We start from the raw sequence: 18,165 nt of genomic DNA, 5'->3' as shown, positions 1-18,165 counted from the left end.
TCCGGGTAAGCCAGGTAGCCTAACCCGCGACGTCCACGCGCAGGTTGTCGGTCAGCCTCGGGCGCGGACGCCGCAGCCGGCCCACCAGACGCCGACGCCGACAGCGAACACCATCAGCCCGGTGAGCACTGCCGTGCCGGGCAGGGTGGCGGCCAGCAGCAGGCAGCCGGCGATCCCGACGACCGGTACGGCCTTCGGCAGCGCGCCCTCGTCGCGGCGCAGGGTCAACGCGGCGGCGTTGGCCACCGCGTAGTAGATTAGTACCCCGAACGACGAGAAGCCGATCGCCTCGCGCAGGTCGGCGACGCAGACCAGGGCGACCACCGCGACCCCGACCGCGATCTCCGCCCGGTGCGGCACCTGACGGCGCGGATGTACGGCGTCCAGCCCGGCCGGCAGATGCCGGCCCCGGGACATCGCGAACACGGTCCGGGACACCCCGAGGATCAATGCCAGCAGCGCCCCGAGCGCCGCCGTGGCCGCGCCGACGCGTACCACCGGGGTCAACCAGCCGGCACCGGCCTGCGACACGGCGGCGGCCAGCGGTGCCGGCGCGTCGGCCAGCCCGGCCGGGCCCAGGGCCCGCAGCGCCGCGACCGCAGCCAGCGCGTAGACCGCCAGGGTGATGCCCAGTGCGATCGGGATCGCCCGCGGGATGGTGCGCCGCGGGTCGCGGACCTCCTCGCCGAGGGTGGCGATCCGGGCGTAGCCGGCGAAGGCGAAGAAGAGCAGCCCGGCGCCCTGCAGCACCCCCCAGCCGTCGACGGGTACGCCGCCTGCCCCGCCGACGACCGGCCCGGTGCCGCCGATCAGCCCGGCCACGACCACCGCCGCCAGCACCACCAGCACGACACCGACGATGATCCGGGTGGCCAGGGCCGACCGGTGCACGCCGAACAGGTTCAGCGCGGTGAGCGCGACCACCGCCGCGACGGCGACCGGCCGGGCGTACCCCGGGGCCAGGTAGCTGCCGACGGTGAGCGCCATCGCCGCGCACGAGGCGGTCTTGCCGACCACGAACCCCCAGCCGGCGAGGTGGCCCCAGAAATCGCCGAGCCGGCGTCGGCCGTACACGTAGGTGCCGCCGGACTCCGGGTAACGGGCGGCCAGCCGCGCTGACGACATCGCGTTGCAGTAGGCCACCACGGCGGCGACGCCGAGCGCGGCGAGCAGCCAGCCGCCGGCGGCCGCCGCCGCCGGGGCGAACGCGGCGAACACCCCGGCGCCGATCATCGCGCCGAGACCGACGACCACCGCGTCGCCGGTGCCCAGCCGGCGGGCCAGGCCGCCGGGCGACGGGTCGGTCGGGCTCACCGCACGGTAGTCGGACGCCGGTCGACCGGGTCGGCATCGCCTCCGATGGCGTCGGCCCGGTCACCGTCACCGGCCGGCCGCCGCCGGTGGTGTGCCTCGCGCCGGGCCAGCCAGCCGAAACCGACCAGGGTCATCGCCGCGAAGATCCACCACTGGGCCACATAGCCGCCGTTCTGCCAGCTGTTCTCGTGCCGGATCGGTACGGCGACGAAGACCGGGTCGGCCGGCGGATCCTGCTCCTGCAGCAGCACGTAGCCGCCGTAGATTGGATAGGGCAACTCGGCGGCGAGCACCGGGGTGGCGATCCGCCGGGTCTGCAGCGTGCCGTCCTGGCGGGTCACCGAGCCGGACATCGGCTCCGGCTGGCGCAGCAGCCCGGTCACCCTCACCTCGCCGGTCGGCGCCGGCGGCACCGGCGGCGCGACGGCGAGCCCGCTGTCGTCCGGCGGGATCCAGCCCCGGTCGACCAGCACCGCGGAACCGTCCGCCAGCACCAGCGGGGTGAGCACCTCGTAGCCGACCCGGCTGTTCACCGTACGGCTGCGGACCAGCACGTCGTTGTCGCTGTCGTAGCGTCCGACGGCGGTCACCCTGGTCCAGGTCGCCGACTCCGGCGGAGCGTCGCCGGCCTGGCCGGGTGCCGGGCCCGGGTGGCCGGCGGCTCGGGTCAGCTCGGCCGGGGTCTGCTGCCCGGCGGCGTCGATCCGGTCGTTGACCGCGCTGCGCTGGTGGTAGCGGTCGAGCTGCCAGTTTCCCAGCTGAACCATCACCGCCGCGGCGGCCAGGGCCACCACGAGGTAGCCCAGCCACCGGGGCGTCAGCAGGAACCGGTACACATGGCGGAGACTACCGGGTATCGTCTTGCGGCTGTTCCACCGATGCCGCCGGTGGCGGTCCGGCCGACCCCACCGGGCGTCCGTCACCCGGGACCGCCCGTCACCCGTACGTACAGAGGAGTCGCAGATGCCGTCCCTGCCCCGCCTGGTGGTGAGCGCCCCCGCGTCCGGCCACGGCAAGTCGTCGGTGGCGATCGGCCTGCTGGCCGCGCTGCGGCACCGAGGGCTGAGCACCGCCGGGCTGAAGGTCGGGCCGGACCACACCGACGCCGCGTACCTGGGTGCCGCCGCCGGGCGTCCGGGCCGCAACCTGGACCCGATGCTGGTGGGCTCCGGGCGGATCGGTCCGCTGCTGGTGCACGGTGCGGCCGGAGCCGACATCGCCGTGGTCGCCGGGGCGATGGGGCTGTTCGACGGTCTCGGCAGCCGGCCGGACAGCCCGTCCACGGCGACCGTCGCCACCGCCGTGCGCGCCCCGGTGCTGCTGGTGGTGGACGCGGCGACGATGGGCCAGTCGGTGGGTGCGCTGGTCCACGGTTTCCGGGCGTACGACGAACTGCTCTGGCTCGGCGGGGTGATCTTCAACCGGGTCAGCTCGGCGCGGCACGAACAGGTGCTCCGTACCGCGTTGGACGAGATCGGCGTGCCGGTGCTCGGCGCGCTGCACCGGGGCGAACTGCCGGCGGGGATCCCGCGCCCGGCCGGGGTGGTGCCGGTCGCGCACCACAGCATCGACACGGTACGGCTGATCCGCCGGCTCGGTGAGGCGGTGGACGCGGCCGTCGACCTGGACCTGGTGCTGGCGATGGCCCGGTCGGCGCCGCAGCTGCCGGTGCCGGAGTGGACCGCCGGCGACGCGTTGGCCGCCGAGGCCGAGGCGGCCGGGGTGCCGCCGGCGCCGCCGCCGGCCCGGCGTCCGGTGATCGCGGTCGCCGGCACCGCTGAGCTGATCTACGGCTACGCGGAGACGGTCGAACTGCTCACCGCCGCCGGTGCCGCGGTGGTGCCGGTCGATCCGCTGCGGGACGAGTCGTTGCCGGAGGCGACGGCGGCGCTGGTACTGCCCGGCGGGCTGCCGGAGACCTACCTGCCGGAGTTGTCGGCGAACCGGGCGTTGACCCTCGCGGTGGCCGACCTGGCCCGGTCCGGTCGGCCGGTGCTGGCCGAGGGGACCGGGCTGCTCTGGCTGGTCCGGGAGTGTGACGGGCGGCCGATGGGTGAGGTGTTCGACGCGGTGGCGTCGACCACCGACCGGATGATCGTCGGCTACCGGGAGGCGACGTCGCGGGCGGCCACCCCGGTCGCGCCGCTCGGCGGTCGCCTGATCGGCTACAAGCAGCACCAGGCGGTGGTTTCCCCGCGTGCCGGCCACACCCCCGCGTGGACGTGGGGCAACGGGGTGCCGGAGGGCTTCGTCTGGCGTCGGGTGCACGCCTCCCAGTTGACGCTGCACTGGGCGGGGGCGCCGGAGATCGCCCGGCGACTGGTGGTCGCCGCCGCCGACGGCCGGCCGGGGGCGGGCGACGGCCGGGTCGGCCCGCCGCCCGGTGAGCCCGGCCCGCCGGTGCCGCCGGGGCCGGCCGCACCGCACCCGGCCGGGCCGCGGCCGCCGTCGGTCGGCGACGACGAGGACACCGAGCCGGTGCTGGTGGCCTCAGCCGACGATCTCGGCTGACGGCGGGGTGAACTGGCGTGGCGGTTTGCCCTTGAGGGCGTTCTTCAACGTTCCGGCGGCCGAGTCCACCGGCTTCTGCGACTGCCAGTCGCCGACCGCGTTGAACGGGTTGTCCGGGTCGGCGATGAAGCTGGCCACGGCGAGTTCCGGGGTGTAGCCGGTGAACCAGGCGGACCGGGTGCTGTCGGTGGTACCGGTCTTGCCGGCAACCGGCCGCCCGACCGCCTTGGCGACCCCTTCGGCGGTGGCCCAGCCGCCACAGCCGCCAGCGGCCGGGCGGTCACCGACCGGGCAGCGGGCGGCGTCGGTGGCGGCTCGGGCCACGTCCGGCGAGAAGGCCGCCCGGCAGCGCGGGGTGGCCACCTCGACGTCGACCCCGGTCAACGCCCGGTAGGTGACCGGGCTGCCGTCCGGGTTCTCCACCGCCAGCACCGGCGAGTCCTCGCAGTGGCTGCCGTCGGCGGCGATGGTGGCGTACGCGTTCGCCATCTCCAGCGGGGTCACGTCGGAGACACCGAGGGTGAACGCGCCCCACTTGCTGGCGTACTCCGGTGAGGCGTTGCGCCGGTCGACGTCGGTACGCCAACGCAGCCCGAGCCGCTCGGCCATCTGCACCGCCTTCTCCGCGCCGACCTGCTGCAGCAGCCAGACGAAGTAGGTGTTGACGGACTTGCCGAACCCGGACCACATGTAGTGGAAGCCGGCCATCGACCCGTCGGCGTTGCTCGGGCACCACCGTCCGCCGCAACTGCTGCTGCCCTGGCCGCCGTCGTAGATGGAGTTGATCCGGTGCGGCGCGTTGAATCCGGAACGCAACGGCATTCCGGCGTCCAGCGCGGCCAGCATGGTGAACATCTTGAAGGTCGAGCCGGCCTGGTACCCGGGCAGGTCGCCGCCGCCGAGCAGCGGTGTCACCGTGTTCGGGTAGTTGCCTTTGACCTTCTCCCGCAGGTTGGGGTTGGAGTGTTGGCCGTTGCCGGTCTGGTCGAGCGAGTAGACCCGGTTGACCGCCATCGCCTTGACCTGTCCGGTGCCGGGTTCGACCGCCACCAGGCCGTGCGCGAACGGGCTGCCGATCGACTCCCGGGAAGTGACCTGTTCCTGGGCGACCTTCTGGATGCCGGGGTCGAGGCTGGTGACGATCCGGTACCCGCCGGTACGCAGGTTGGCCAGCCGCTCGGACGGGCTGTCGCCGAACGCCTTCTGGCTCATCCACCAGGACTTTAGGTAGTCGCAGAAGAAGCCCCAGTCGTTGTGCTCCTGCGGCACCGACACGCACTCGTTCGGCGGGGTGCTCAGGTTGAGTCGGATCGGTTCGGCCTTGGCCTGCTCGGCCGCGACCGGGGAGAGGTAGCCCAGGTCGGCCATCCGGTCGATGACGTAGTTGCGCCGCTCGGTGGCCGCGGCCTGGTCCGATGTCGCCGGATCGTACTCCGACGGTGCCTTGACCAGTCCGGCGATCAGCGCGGCCTCGCTGGCGGTCAGCGCCTTCGGGTGCTTGGAGAAGAAGATCTCCGCGGCGGCGTAGATGCCGTACGCCCGGTGACCGAAGTAGGCGGCGTTGAGGTACCGCTCCAGGATCTCCGGTTTGGACATCTGCTTCTCGAGCTCCATGGCGATCCGGATCTCCCGGATCTTGCGGCCGGGGGTCTGTGCCGTAGCCGCCTGCAGCTCCAGCGGGTTCTGGGCGGTCTGCTGCAGGGCGAGCCGGACGTACTGCATGGTCAGGGTGGAGCCGCCCTGGGACACCCCGCCGGCTTGCTGGTTGGCGACGAAGGCCCGCGCGACGCCCTTCGGGTCGACGCCGGAGTGCTGGTAGAACCGGTTGTCCTCGGAGGCGACGATGGCCTGCTGGATGAACGGCGACATCTCGGTCAGCGGTACGTACTTGCGGTGCTCCTCGTAGAACATCGTCACCAGGGTCTTGCCGTCGGCGGCGTAGACGTATGACGTCTGAGCGGGCTGGGCGTCGCGCAGCTCGCTGGGGATCTGGTCGATCGCCCTGGTGCTGGCGATGACGCCGAGACCGGCGACGGCGGCCATCGGGTACGCGGCGGCGGCGACCACGACACCGGCGATCAGACCGGCCCGGAGCAGTTGGACGAGGCGGCCACTGCGAGCGGGGTGGCGGGTGCGTTTCCTCACGGCCCAAAGCTAAGCCGGACAGCCACAAAAAGTGACCAAAAGGATTAAAACCATAAGACGAATCGTGTCACAAGCGTCACCCTTCGTCGATTTCATCCCGCTCGCCCGGCATGATCGCCACCATGCAGGAGTACGATCTCGGGCACCACGGCGACGTCGAGGCCACCCCCGGCCTGATCGACCTGGCGGTCAACGTCCGCGTCGGCGAACCGCCGCGCTGGCTGACCGAACCGGTCTCTGCCAGCCTGCGCGATCTCGCCCGCTACCCCGACCAGCGGGCCGCTGTCACGGCCGTCGCCGACCGGCACCGCCGGCCCGCCTGCGAGGTGCTGCTCACCGCCGGCGCCGCCCAGGGCTTCGTCCTGATCGCCCAGGCGCTGCGCGACGCCCGCCGCCCAGTAGTGGTGCACCCGCAGTTCACCGAGCCGGAAGCCGCCCTGCGTAACGCCGGGCACCGGGTCGACCGAGTGTTGTTGTCCGCCGACACCGGGTTCACCCTCGACCCCGGCCTCGTCCCGGCCGACGCGGACCTGGTGCTCATCGGCAACCCGACCAACCCGACGTCGGTGCTGCACCCCGCCGAGACGGTCGCCGCGCTCACCCGACCGGGCCGGGTCGTCGTCGTCGACGAGGCGTTCGCCGACACTACCTGCGCCGCCGGCGTACCGGGCGAACCGCAGTCGCTGGCCGACCGGCGCGACCTGCCCGGACTCGTCGTGGTGCGCAGCCTGACCAAGACCTGGGGACTGGCCGGGTTGCGGATCGGCTACCTACTTGGCCCGGAGCCGCTGCTGCGCCGGCTCGCCACCGCGGCGCCGCTGTGGCCGGTCGCCACCCCGGCGCTGGTCGCCGCCGAGGTGTGCGCCAGCCGCCGTGCGGTGGGCGCCGAACGCCGGTTCGCCGCCGCGCTTGCCGCCGAGCGCGCCCACCTGGTCCGGCGGCTCGCCGAACTACCCGGGGTCACCGTGGCCGGCACCCCGGCCAGTGCGTTCGTCCTGATCCACGTCGCCGGCGCGCAGCGGGTTCGGCACCGGCTGCGCGAGCGTGGCTACGCGGTACGCCGCGGCGACACGTTCCCCGGGCTGGGTGTCGACTGGCTGCGGATCGCGGTACGGGACACTGCCACCACCGACGCCTTCGTCTCCGTGTTGTCGACCACCCTGGAGGACTGATGCCCGATGGTCCTGGCGGACTTGTGCCCGATCGCCCGACCGGCTCGCTGATCGAGCAGACCCTGGCGCGGATCCAGCCCGCCGACGGCGACGCGATGACTCAGGCCCGGGCACTGCACGCCCGGCTGACCAAGCCGGCCGGCTCGCTCGGCGCGCTGGAGGAGCTGTCGGTGCGGCTCGCCGGCCTCGCCGCGGCCTGCCCGCCACCGCTGCCCGAGCCCGGCGCGGTGGCCGTCTTCGCCGCCGACCACGGGGTGCACCGGCAACGGGTCACCCCCTGGCCGCAGGAGGTCACCGCGCAGATGGTGGCCAACTTTCTGGCCGGCGGCGCGGTGGTGAACGCCTTCGCCCGGCAGATGGGGGCCAGCGTCACCGTGGTCGACGTGGGCGTGGCCGCGCCGCTGGAGCCCGCCGCCGGGCTGGTGTCGGCCCGGGTACGCCCCGGCACCGCCGACCTGTCCAGCGGGCCGGCGATGACCGTCGACGAGGCCTGTACCGCCGTCGAGGTGGGCATCCGGGTCGCCGGCGACCTGCATGACGGTGGCGCCGCCAGCCTGCTCACCGGGGACATGGGGATCGCCAACACCACCGCGGCGGCGGCCCTGATCGCCGGCTTCACCGGTGCGGCGGCAGCTGATGTCACCGGCCGGGGTACCGGGGTCGACGAGCCGACGTACCAGCGGAAAATGTCCGTGGTGGACGCCGCGCTGCGCCGGCACCGGCCGGACCCGGCCGACCCGGTAGGCGTGCTGGCCGCGCTCGGCGGGCTGGAACACGCAGCGCTCTGCGGCTTCCTGCTCGGTGCCGCCGCCCGGCGGATCCCGGTGATCCTGGACGGGGTCAGCGCGGTGGCCGCCGCGCTGGCCGCAGCGGCCCTGGCCCCGCACGCCACCGCCGCGATGGTCGCCGGGCACCGTTCGGTGGAGCCGGGGGCTACCGTTGGGCTGCGCCAGCTCGGCCTGCACCCATTGGTCGACCTGGAGCTGCGCCTGGGAGAGGGCACCGGCGCCCTGCTCGCCTGGCCGATGATGGTCAGTGCGGTCCGGGTCCTGCACGAGGTGGCCACCTTTGACGCGGCGGGAGTTTCCGAGAAGTGAATCTTTACCCACTGGGGCTGCGGCTGGACGGCCGGCGGGTGCTGGTGGTCGGCGGCGGCGCGGTCGCCACCCGGCGGGTGCCGGCGTTGCTGGACGCCGGAGCCGACGTGCTCGTCGTGTCACCCGAGCTGACCCCGGCTTTGCACGGGCTCGTCACCGCCGGGCGGCTGAGCTGGCGGCAGCGGCGGTTCCAGCCCGGTGACCTGGACGGGGCCTGGCTGGTCCAGGTCGCCGTCGACGACCCGGCGGCGGCGGCCGAAGTCAGCGCTGCCGCCGAGCCCCGGCGGGTGTTCTGCGTTCGGGCCGACGACCGGACCGAGGCGACCGCCTGGACGCCGGCGGTGACCCGGCACGGCCCGGTGACCGTGGCGGTGCTCGGCGGCGGGGACCCGCAGCGGGCGGTCCGGGTCCGGGACGCGATTGACCAGCGGCTGTCCGACGGCACCATCCCGGTCGCTGACCCCGCCGGGGAGGCACCGGCCACCGCCGGCCCCGGCCCGACCGGCCGGGTGGTCCTGGTCGGCGCCGGCCCCGGCGACCCGGAACTGATCACCGTGAAGGGCCGCCGCGCGCTCGCCGAAGCCGACGTGGTGGTCGCCGACCGGCTGGTGCCCGGGCTGCTGTTGGACGAGCTGCCCGCCCGGGTCGAGCTGGTCGACGCCGCGAAGATCCCGTACGGCCCGGCTGCCGCCCAGGAGGAGATCAACCGGATCCTGGTGGACCGGGCCCGGTCCGGATCCACAGTGGTCCGCCTCAAGGGCGGTGACCCGTACGTCTTCGGCCGGGGCGGCGAGGAGTTGCTGGCCTGCGTCGAGGCGGGCGTACCGGTGTCGGTGGTGCCCGGCGTGAGCAGTTCGGTCGCGGCACCCGCCGCCGCCGGTATCCCGGTCACCCACCGGGGGGTGGCCCACGAGTTCACCGTGGTCTCCGGCCACCTGCCGCCGGGGCACCGGCTGTCGCTCGTGGACTGGCCGGCGCTCGCCCGGCTGCGCGGCACCCTGGTGGTGCTGATGGGGCTGAAGAACCTGCCGGCGATCGCCGGGACGCTGCTCGCCAACGGCCGTGGCGCGGACACCCCGGCGGCGGTGGTGCAGGAGGCGACCACCGGTGCCCAGCGGGCGCTGACGTCGACCCTGGGCGCGGTGGCCGGCGAGGCCGCCGCAGCCGGACTGCGGCCGCCGGCCGTGGTGGTCGTCGGCGACGTGGTCGGCACGCTGGACGTGCCGACCGATCGAGCCGACCGGCCGACCGGCCGAGCCGACCGGACCGAGGACTGAGCGGTCCGGCGTGCCGGGGGAGCGGCGCGCCGGACCAGCTGCGGTTTCAGAGCTTGAGCATGTCGTCCAGCAGCAGCGCGCACCGGATCAGCCCCAGATGGCTGTACGCCTGAGGATGGTTGCCCAGCCCGCGTTCGGCGAGCGGATCGTACTGCTCGGGCAGCAGACCGGTCGGGCCGGCGGTGTCGATCATCTGCTCGAACAGCTCCTCGGCGTCACCGCGCCGCCCGGTGCGCAGGTACGCCTCGATCAGCCAGGCGGTGCAGATGTGGAACCCGCCCTCCCGGCCGGGCAACCCGTCATCCCACCGGTAGCGGTAGACCACCGGGCCGCTGCGCAGGTCCGCCTCCACCTTGAGCACGGTGGCGAGGAACCGCGGGTCGTCGTCGGGCAGCAGCCCGGACAACCCGATCCACAGCGAGGAGGCATCCATCTCCTCGTCGCCGTAGGCGACTGTGTACGCGCCGGCCTTGGCATGCCAGCCGTGTTCCAGCACGTTGCGGCCGATCCGGTCGCGTAGCTCGACCCAGTCTGGCCGTTCGCCGCCGCCGTGCCGGCCCGCCATCCGAAGCGCCCGGTCCACCGTCATCCAGCACATGACCTTGGAGAAGACATGGTGCCGGGGAGCGAGCCGGGCCTCCCACAGTCCGTGGTCCGGCTCGTGCCAGCGGCGCTCGACCGCCTGCACCATCGCCTCCAGCACCCGCCACTCGTCATCGTGCACGGAACCACGGGCATCGGCGACCACCGCGAGCAGGTCGGCGATCGGCCCGAACACGTCGAGCTGCAGCTGGTGGTTGGCCAGGTTGCCGACCCGCACCGGGCGGGAACCAGCGTAGCCGGGGAGGGTGTCGATGACCGCCTCCGCGCCCAGCTCCAAACCCTCCACCGTGTAGAGCGGGTGCAACCGCTCCGGGTGGCCGCCGGTGCGCTCGACGCAGCCGTCCACCCAGCGTAGGAACGCCTCGGCCTCGGCCAGCGAGCCGAGGTCGACCAACGCCCGGGCGCTCATCGCCGCGTCCCGCAGCCAGCAGTACCGGTAGTCCCAGTTGCGTACCCCGCCGAGCTCCTCGGGCAGTGAGGTGGTCGCGGCGGCGAGGATCGAGCCGGTCGCCTCGTGGCACAGCCCTCGCAGGGTGAGCGCGCTGCGGGCGACCAGCTCCCGGCCGGTGTTCGGCAGCCGCAGTTGCCGGACCCACTCCCGCCACGGCTGCTCTGCGGTGGACTGGCGGTCCTGCACGGTGACGGTGTGGTGCTCCAGGCTGTGCGAGCCGAACCGCAGTTCCATGGTGAGCATGCCGTCGACAGCAGCCAGGTCGACCAGGGCGCGGGCGGTTTCCCGGCCACCGTCGTCGATGACCTTCCACTCCACCCCGGGGGAGTAGAGGGCGACCGGCTCGTTGGAACCGAGCACCAGCAGCCCGTCGCCGAGCGGCTGCAACTGCACAGCCACCTGACCGAACTCGGGGCGTGGCGCGAACTCCAGCTGTGCCTGCCCGGTGCCGGTGAGCACCCGGACCAGGGTGGAGTCGGCGCCCGGCAGCACCGTGTCGCCGGCTGAGGACTCGGCTGGCGGGTGGTCCAGCCAGTCGGTGACGGTCAGCCCCGACCAACGGGTCTCCACGGTCATCGTGCCGGGCCGGTAGCGCTGGCCCAGCGGGAACCCGCCGCGGGCCGGTGCGACGGTGAAGTGCCCGGCCGGTGCGCCGCCGAGTAGATCGGCGAAGATCGCCGACGAGTCCGGTTTGGGGTGGCAGAGCCAGGTCACCTTGGCGTCCGGGGTGAGCAGCGCGATGGTCCGGCCGTTGGCCAGCATCGAGTGGCGCTCGATCGGCACCGCGTGCTCGCCGTAGAGCCAGTTGCGCCGGGTCTCCAGCAGGACGCCGAGCACCCGTGCGGCGTCGATCGGCTCGGCCACCCGGAACGGCGCCCGGGTGTCACCGTCGCCGATCTTGATGCCGACGTCCGGACCGTGCAGGTTGGCGAAGGCGCTCTCGTCGGTGATCGAGTCGCCGATGAAGAGCACGCCGCTGGCCGACGTCTGGGTGCGGATCTGGTCCAGGGCGGTGCCCTTGTCGGTGGCGACCACCGACAGTTCGACGACCTCCTTGCCCTGGGTGACGGTGACGTCCGGCCATGCGGCGGGCCCGGTGTTGACCGCCGCGACGACCGCTTCGGTGACCGCCGGATCGGCGCCCCGGGTGTGCACCGCGACGCTGGCCGGCTTGACCTCCAGCCGTACCCCGGGCTGGTCCTTGATCAGCTGCCGTAGCTCCCGCTTGAGCTGGGAGTGCACCTGCAGTTGCTCGGGGGCCAGCCGTTCGACGAAGCCGATGTCGAACTCGGACCCGTGGCTGCCGACCAGATGGACCTCGCTGGGCAGCCGGGACAGCGCGGCGAGGTCGCGCAGCGCTCGGCTGGAGACCACCGCGACGGTGGTCTGCGGCAGCGCGGCCAGCGCCCGCACCGCCGCGACCGACTCCGGTAGCGGTACGGCTCGGGTCGGGTCCTCGACGATCGGTGCGAGGGTGCCGTCGTAGTCGCAGGCCACCAGCAGTATCGGCATCCGGGCGATCCGCCCGATCGCCGCGCGCAGCTCGGGATCGATCTGATCCGCGGCCGCGCGTACGTCCCCGTCAAGGACGGACGTTCTCATTCATTCCTCCGTCTCGGGCACACCGAGTTCTGTGAGGAAGGAGCGGGCCCAGTGGCCGACGTCATGGGTCCGCAGATGGCGCTGCATGATCCGCATCCGCCGCCGGGCCTCGGAACTGTCGACATGCACCGCCCGCAACAACGCGTCCTTGACGCCGTCCGGGTCGTGCGGGTTGCACAGGAACGCTTGACGCAGCTCCGTTGCGGCGCCGGCGAACTCACTGAGCACGAGGGCGCCGCCGGTGTCGGCGCGGGCCGCGACGTACTCCTTGGCCACCAGGTTCATTCCGTCTCGCAGTGGTGTCACCATCATCACATCGGCCGCGCGGTAGAGCGCGGCGAGTTCACTGCGACTGTACGACTGGTGCAGGTAGTGCACGGCGGGCACACCCACCCGGCCGAATTCACCATTAATCCGGCCAACTTCGCGCTCAACCTTGACCCGAAGTGCCTGGTAGTGCTCGACCCGCTCGCGGCTGGGGGTGGCGACCTGCACCATAACCGCGTCCGGAACTGTCAGCTTTCCGTCAGCAAGAAGTTCCCGGAACGCTTTCAGCCTGAGTTCGATCCCCTTGGTGTAGTCGAGCCGGTCCACTCCGAGGATCACCGTCTTCGGATCCCCCAGCTCGGCGCGGATCTGCTTGGCCCGTGCCTCCACCGTCGGGTCGTGGGTCATCCGTTCCATCTCCGGAACGTCGATCGAGATCGGGAAGGCGCCGGCCTTGACCTTACGGCCGTCGACCTGGATCATCTGGCCCTCGTACCGCAGCCCGAGCAGGTGGCGGGCCAGCCGGACGAAATTCTGCGCGGCCAGCCGCTGCTGGAAGCCGACCAGGTCGGCGCCGAGCAGCCCACGCAGGATCTCGGCGCGCTGCGGCATCTGCATGAACAGCTCGATCGGTGGAAACGGGATGTGCAGGAAGAAACCGATCCGCAGGTCCGGGCGGATCTCCCGGAGCATGGCCGGCACCAACTGCAGCTGGTAGTCCTGCACCCACACCGTGGCACCCTCGTCGGCGACCTCCGCAGCCGCCTCGGCGAACCGGGCGTTGACCACCCGGTACGCCTCCCGCCAGCGGCGCTTGAACGCCGGCGTTTCGACGGCGTCGTGATACAGCGGCCAGATGGTGGCGTTGGACTGACCTTCGTAGTACCGTTCCAGCTCTTCCGCGCTCAGCGGGACGGGGTGCAGCCGGATGCCTTCGAGGTCGAAGGGCTCCGGCGCCGCACCTGCGCCACCGGCCCAGCCGACCCAGGTGCCCTGGTGCGCGGCGAGCACCGGGTGCAGGGCGGTCACCAGACCACCGGGGCTGCGCCGCCACTGGCGGCCTTCCGGCGTGGTCACCTCGTCCACCGGCAGGCGGTTGGCGACCACTACGAACGAGCTCCGAACCGTCACGTTCCGTACACCTCCGGTGATTACGGGACCGCCATGAGCGTACTGTGCGGGCCAGACGGGCGGACCCCCGTCCCCCTCTTGGTGCCCAGCTGATCAGGACTTCGAAACCCGGCCGGACGCAATGCGGCAGGTACCACCGGCGGGAACCTCCCAGTCGTCCGGTGGGGTGAGGTGCGGCTGGGGCGTCGGACCTGTCAGGATTGACAACGGCGTACGCACCGATCGGACCGTCGTACCGCGCACGACCGCGTACCGCGTACCACCCGTAGCCGCTCCGGTCGGTGCCGGCGGCCGGTACGCGGGGTCGTGACCTGCCCGTACCGACGGGTCCCACGAGAGTTCTGGAGGTAGGCCGCACCGTGGCCCAGTTCATCTACGTCCTGGAAAAGGCGCGCAAGGCGCACGGCGACAAGGTCGTGCTGGACAACGTGACGCTCAACTTCCTGCCGGGTGCCAAGATCGGTGTGGTCGGCCCGAACGGCGCCGGCAAGTCCAGCCTGCTGAAGATCATGGCGGGCATGGACCGGCCGAGCAACGGCGATGCCCGGCTGATGCCCGGCTACACCGTCGGCATGCTCGCCCAGGAACCGCCGCTCAACGACGCGAAGACGGTGCTCGGCAACATCGAGGAGGCGGTCGCCGAGACCAAGGCGAAGCTGGAGCGGTTCAACAAGATCGCCGAGCAGATGGCGACCGACTACTCCGACGAGCTGATGACCGAGATGGGTCAGCTGCAGGAGGATCTGGACCACGCCGACGCTTGGGACATCGACTCCAAGCTCGAACTCGCGATGGACGCGCTGCGCTGTCCGCCGCCGGACGCCGAGGTGACCCAGCTCTCCGGCGGTGAACGCCGCCGCGTCGCGCTGTGCAAACTGTTGCTGGAGGCGCCGGACCTGCTGCTGCTCGACGAGCCCACCAACCACCTGGACGCGGAGAGCGTGCACTGGCTGGAGCAGCACTTGGCCAAGTACGCCGGCACCGTGATGGCGATCACCCACGACCGCTACTTCCTGGACAACGTCGCCAACTGGATCCTCGAGCTGGACCGTGGCCGGACCTATCCGTACGAGGGCAACTACTCGACGTACCTGGAGAAGAAGGCCGCCCGGTTGGCGGTCGAGGGTCGTCGCGACGCCAAGCTGAAGAAGCGCCTCGGCGAGGAGCTGGAATGGGTCCGGTCCAACGCGAAGGCACGCCAGACCAAGTCCCGGGCCCGGCTGGACCGCTACGAGGAGATGGCCAGCGAAGCGGAGAAGACCCGCAAGCTGGACTTCGAGGAAATTCAGATCCCGCCGGGGCCGCGGCTGGGCAACACCGTCATCGAGGCGGTGAACCTGAAGAAGGGCTTCGGCGACCGGGTCCTCATCGACGACCTGAGCTTCTCGCTGCCGCGCAACGGAATCGTCGGCATCATCGGCCCGAACGGCGTCGGTAAGACCACGCTGTTCAAGACGATCGTCGGGCTGGAGCAGCCGGACAGCGGCCAGGTCCGGGTCGGCGAGACCGTGGAGCTGTCGTACGTCGACCAGAACCGTTCCGGCCTGGACAGCAGCAAGACGGTCTGGGAGGTGGTCTCCGACGGGCTGGACCACCTGATGGTCGGCAAGGTGGAGATGCCGTCCCGGGCGTACGTGGCCGCGTTCGGCTTCAAGGGACCGGATCAGCAGAAGCCGACCAAGGTGCTGTCCGGTGGTGAACGTAACCGGCTCAACCTGGCGCTCACCCTGAAGATCGGTGGGAACGTCATCCTGCTCGACGAGCCGACCAACGACCTCGACGTGGAGACGCTGTCCAGCCTGGAGAACGCGTTGCTGGAGTTCCCGGGGTGCGCCGTGGTCATCTCCCACGACCGGATGTTCCTGGACCGGGTCGCCACGCACATCCTGGCCTGGGAGGGCGACGACACCAACCCCGCGAAGTGGTTCTGGTTCGAGGGCAACTTCGAGGCGTACGAGAAGAACAAGATCGACCGGCTCGGCGCGGAAGCGGCCCGACCGCACCGGGTGACCTACCGCAAGCTGACCCGTGACTGATGCGGCACTGGCCGGGGCCTCGTCGACGACCGGCGAGGTTCCGGCCGCCGGCGGTGGCCGGCGCTACACGTTTCACGCTGCGCTGCGCTGGTCCGATCTCGACGCGTACGGGCATGTCAACAACGCCCGGTTCCTGACGCTGTACGAGGAGGCCCGGGTCGCGTTGATGTTCTCCGGCGGGCGGGCCTGGGGCATCGGTTCGTTCGCCGACGGGGTGCTGATTCACCGGCACGAGGTCGACTACCTGCGCCCGGTCGACTACCGGATGGGCCGGTCGACTGCCGACCAGGCACCGACCGTCCGAATCGAGCTCTGGATCGAACAGGTCCGTCCGTCGCGGTTCACGGTCGCCTACGAGATGTTCGACGGCGATCTGCTGGTCAGCCGGGCCCGTTCGGTGCTGGTGCCGTTCGACCTGGAGCGGGGGCGGCCACGTCGGCTGACCGAGGCGGAGCGGGCCTTCCTGCTGCCGTACGTCCGACCGGCCGATGCCGCCGAGGCATGATGGCCGGCCGTGCACCCCGGGCTGACCCGGCGTCGGCCGGTCACCGGCTGACCGGGCTGACCGACGCCGGCGCGTTCCTGGCCCGGCTGGTCCGGCTGGACCCCGACGCGCCGGTCCGGCTGCGGTCGGCCGGCCGGGACCGCACCGAGCTCTGGGCCCGCCTGCCGTGGGCGGTCCTGGTGCAGCGGACCGTCTCGGGGCCCGGCCCGGGGGACGCCACGGTGTCCGCTGCGGAGTTGCTGGCCCGGCTGACGGCGGTCTCCACCGGGTTGCCGCCGCGCCGGGACAGCGCGTGGCGGTGGCCGTTGCCGCCCGGCCCGGCGCGGGCCGTCGAGGTGGTGCCAGCGGCCGATCTGCGCCGGGTCGCGGTGGCGGCGGCCGGCACCTTGCGAGCCGCCGAGACGCAGGGCGTCGGTGGACGGGCGGTGGGCCAGCGGGCGGTACGGGACGCCCTGCTCGACCACGTGGCCGTGGTGGTGACCGACGACGGTCCGACCGGCGAGCGGATCGAGATCCGCCAAGGGCTGGTGCAGGCGGTGGCCCGGATGGGCTTTCTCGGCACGACCGAGGGGCCGGTCGGTCGGCCGGAGCCGGTCGACTGTCAGGACCGGACCGACCTGTCGGGCCGCCCCGTGGATCAACCGCAATCGGTGGTACGGGTCAGGACAGTAGGTAATTGGGTAGCACTTGATGCGCCGTTCGGGGTTGCCTGGACACAAAGAGCTAATAATCTTGCGCTCATGCCGACGATCACTCAGCCGAAAGTATGATGCTACCTCATCCCTCTGGTTCGGGGGGTTCGTTGGGGGGGTGTCTAGGAACGGCTATCCGGGTACCGTCGGGCCTCGGATCCGACGCAACGTAGGCACCCGGATCCGCTGGGGAGTGAGGTGCGGATAATGCCATGGTGGTCGTGGCGCTCCGGTCACGCAGATGGCGGTGAGCCGGATACCCGAAGCAGGACCGGAGTGGACGGCGGTGTCCGACTTGGACCGCCCGCGCCACGAACGCCGGAGCAGGCGCCCCGGTCGTCGACCGAACTCGGGCCGACCAGACCTGCGGGGCCGTCCTGCCCGATGCCGTCGCCGGCAGCGGGCAAGGAGCTCTCGCCGCAGGTGGTGCCGGTGACCCTCCGTCGGATCGGCACCGCATTGGACATGTTGGACATTCGGTATCTCGCGGACGGTGATGGCAGCCTGCTGGCGATGTGGGAGCGGCACGCCGTCCTGTTCACCCTCGAAGGGCCGGAGGACGAGATCCTGGTGGTCCGCGCCCGACCGCACTCCACCGTGCCGCCCGACTGGGCAGACCGTGCCTACCGGGTGGTCAACGAGTGGAACCACACCAGACGGTTCTGCAAGGCGTACGTCGGCGACCCTACCGACCGGAGTCAGCTGCCCATCTACGCCGAGCTGCAGGTCCCACTCGCAGCCGGAGCCAACGACGCGCTGCTGGTCGAGCTGCTGGACTGTGGAGCGGCCGTAGCGACCAGTTTCGTCGACTGGCTGCACGACGAGGGTGCCCTGCTCTGACGGCCGGTCAGCCGCTGGCCAGGTCGCGCCGGGGCGGTTCGGTCGGGTCCATCTCGTTGACCATGAAGTAGGCGGCCCGCTCCAGGTAGTCCCAGAGCATCCCGGCGAGCTCCGGATGCAGGTCCAGCCGGTCGACCGCCCGCCGCATGTGGGTCAACCAGGCGTCCCGCTCCGCCGGACCGATCCGGAACGGTGCGTGCCGCATCCGCAGCCGGGGGTGCCCACGCTGCTCGGAGTACGTGCCGGGGCCACCCCAGTACTGCATCAGGAACAGGGTCAGTCGTTCCGCAGCCGGCCCCAGATCCTGCTCCGGGTACATCGGGCGGAGCAGCGGATCGGTGGCGACACCGGCGTAGAACTCGTCAACGAGCCGGCGGAAGGCAGGCTCGCCGCCGATGGCGGCGAAGAAGGTCGGGGTGGGACCGCCGGCTGCGGGCGTCGCGCCGGCCGGGCCGTTGGCAGGATCTGACGCTGTCACCACTCCATCCTGCCAGCCGGTGCGCAACCGGCCGGTGCCCGGTG

The 18,165-nt window shown here is 72.1% G+C and carries 13 protein-coding genes and 1 pseudogene; 8 read left to right on the top strand and 6 right to left on the bottom strand.

Annotated elements, in window-relative coordinates:
* Nucleotides 1–51 precede the first annotated feature (51 nt).
* Complete coding sequence (locus O7553_RS19720) at nt 52–1,314, bottom strand: APC family permease (protein WP_281551178.1); 1,263 nt, start codon at nt 1,312–1,314, stop codon at nt 52–54.
* Nucleotides 1,311–2,150: an SURF1 family protein gene (locus O7553_RS19715; RefSeq protein ID WP_281551177.1), complete on the bottom strand. Its 840-nt coding sequence runs from the start codon at nt 2,148–2,150 to the stop codon at nt 1,311–1,313. Before O7553_RS19715 ends, O7553_RS19720 begins: the two co-directional genes overlap by 4 nt.
* A gap of 127 nt (nt 2,151–2,277) precedes the next feature.
* On the opposite strand from O7553_RS19715, the gene O7553_RS19710 reads away from it, so the two are divergent.
* Nucleotides 2,278–3,825: a cobyrinate a,c-diamide synthase gene (locus O7553_RS19710; RefSeq protein WP_281551176.1), complete on the top strand. Its 1,548-nt coding sequence runs from the start codon at nt 2,278–2,280 to the stop codon at nt 3,823–3,825.
* On the opposite strand, the gene O7553_RS19705 is transcribed toward O7553_RS19710, so the two are convergent.
* Complete coding sequence (locus O7553_RS19705) at nt 3,805–5,868, bottom strand: transglycosylase domain-containing protein (protein WP_281555674.1); 2,064 nt, start codon at nt 5,866–5,868, stop codon at nt 3,805–3,807. The genes O7553_RS19710 and O7553_RS19705 overlap by 21 nt on opposite strands.
* A gap of 185 nt (nt 5,869–6,053) precedes the next feature.
* Here O7553_RS19705 and cobC point away from each other — a divergent pair.
* The 3 genes and pseudogenes from cobC to cobA form a co-directional block, all read left to right on the top strand.
* Nucleotides 6,054–7,142 (top strand): annotated as a pseudogene (gene cobC / locus O7553_RS19700) (Rv2231c family pyridoxal phosphate-dependent protein CobC); the annotation flags it as partial.
* 47 nt (nt 7,143–7,189) lie between these two features.
* Nucleotides 7,190–8,239 (top strand): nicotinate-nucleotide--dimethylbenzimidazole phosphoribosyltransferase, encoded by a 1,050-nt coding sequence (gene cobT, locus O7553_RS19695; protein ID WP_281555673.1) that lies wholly within the window; start codon nt 7,190–7,192, stop codon nt 8,237–8,239.
* A complete protein-coding gene (gene cobA, locus O7553_RS19690) occupies nt 8,236–9,516 on the top strand; it encodes a uroporphyrinogen-III C-methyltransferase (RefSeq protein ID WP_281551175.1) in 1,281 nt (426 codons plus the stop codon). Before cobT ends, cobA begins: the two co-directional genes overlap by 4 nt.
* A gap of 46 nt (nt 9,517–9,562) precedes the next feature.
* On the opposite strand, the gene otsB is transcribed toward cobA, so the two are convergent.
* Nucleotides 9,563–12,172, bottom strand: coding sequence for a trehalose-phosphatase (gene otsB / locus O7553_RS19685; RefSeq protein ID WP_281551174.1), 2,610 nt, complete (start codon nt 12,170–12,172; stop codon nt 9,563–9,565).
* Nucleotides 12,173–13,570, bottom strand: a complete 1,398-nt coding sequence (locus tag O7553_RS19680) for a trehalose-6-phosphate synthase (RefSeq protein WP_281551173.1) — start codon at nt 13,568–13,570, stop codon at nt 12,173–12,175.
* Nucleotides 13,571–13,929: 359 nt separating this feature from the next.
* On the opposite strand from O7553_RS19680, the gene ettA reads away from it, so the two are divergent.
* The 4 genes from ettA to O7553_RS19660 all read left to right on the top strand — a co-directional run bounded on the left by ettA (nt 13,930) and on the right by O7553_RS19660 (nt 17,643).
* Nucleotides 13,930–15,606 (top strand): energy-dependent translational throttle protein EttA, encoded by a 1,677-nt coding sequence (ettA, locus tag O7553_RS19675; RefSeq protein WP_281551172.1) that lies wholly within the window; start codon nt 13,930–13,932, stop codon nt 15,604–15,606.
* Nucleotides 15,607–15,688: 82 nt separating this feature from the next.
* Nucleotides 15,689–16,111, top strand: a complete 423-nt coding sequence (locus O7553_RS19670; protein WP_281555672.1) for a thioesterase family protein — start codon at nt 15,689–15,691, stop codon at nt 16,109–16,111.
* Nucleotides 16,108–16,881, top strand: a complete 774-nt coding sequence (locus O7553_RS19665) for a hypothetical protein (RefSeq protein ID WP_281551171.1) — start codon at nt 16,108–16,110, stop codon at nt 16,879–16,881. Before O7553_RS19670 ends, O7553_RS19665 begins: the two co-directional genes overlap by 4 nt.
* Before the next feature lie 129 nt (nt 16,882–17,010).
* Nucleotides 17,011–17,643 (top strand): YbjN domain-containing protein, encoded by a 633-nt coding sequence (locus tag O7553_RS19660; protein ID WP_281551170.1) that lies wholly within the window; start codon nt 17,011–17,013, stop codon nt 17,641–17,643.
* 7 nt (nt 17,644–17,650) lie between these two features.
* Here the strand turns inward: O7553_RS19660 and O7553_RS19655 are convergent, their stop codons facing one another.
* Nucleotides 17,651–18,121, bottom strand: coding sequence for a globin (locus O7553_RS19655; RefSeq protein ID WP_281551169.1), 471 nt, complete (start codon nt 18,119–18,121; stop codon nt 17,651–17,653).
* Nucleotides 18,122–18,165 lie beyond the last annotated feature (44 nt).

It is taken from the genome of Solwaraspora sp. WMMA2059, assembly GCF_027497315.1.
Classification (GTDB): domain Bacteria; phylum Actinomycetota; class Actinomycetes; order Mycobacteriales; family Micromonosporaceae; genus Micromonospora_E.
Note: the sequence above shows the minus strand (reverse complement) of the source record. Positions and strands in the feature narration are given on the sequence as shown.

Excerpts from the sequence above, each read along its gene's own strand:
- O7553_RS19710 (WP_281551176.1), top strand. The coding sequence starts at position 2,278 with ATGCCGTCCCTGCCCCGCCTGGTGGTGAGCGCCCCCGCGTCCGGCCAC.
- O7553_RS19705 (WP_281555674.1), bottom strand. The coding sequence starts at position 5,868 with ATGGCCGCCGTCGCCGGTCTCGGCGTCATCGCCAGCACCAGGGCGATC.
- otsB (WP_281551174.1), bottom strand. The coding sequence starts at position 12,172 with ATGAGAACGTCCGTCCTTGACGGGGACGTACGCGCGGCCGCGGATCAG.
- O7553_RS19665 (WP_281551171.1), top strand. The coding sequence starts at position 16,108 with ATGATGGCCGGCCGTGCACCCCGGGCTGACCCGGCGTCGGCCGGTCAC.
- O7553_RS19660 (WP_281551170.1), top strand. The coding sequence starts at position 17,011 with ATGCCATGGTGGTCGTGGCGCTCCGGTCACGCAGATGGCGGTGAGCCG.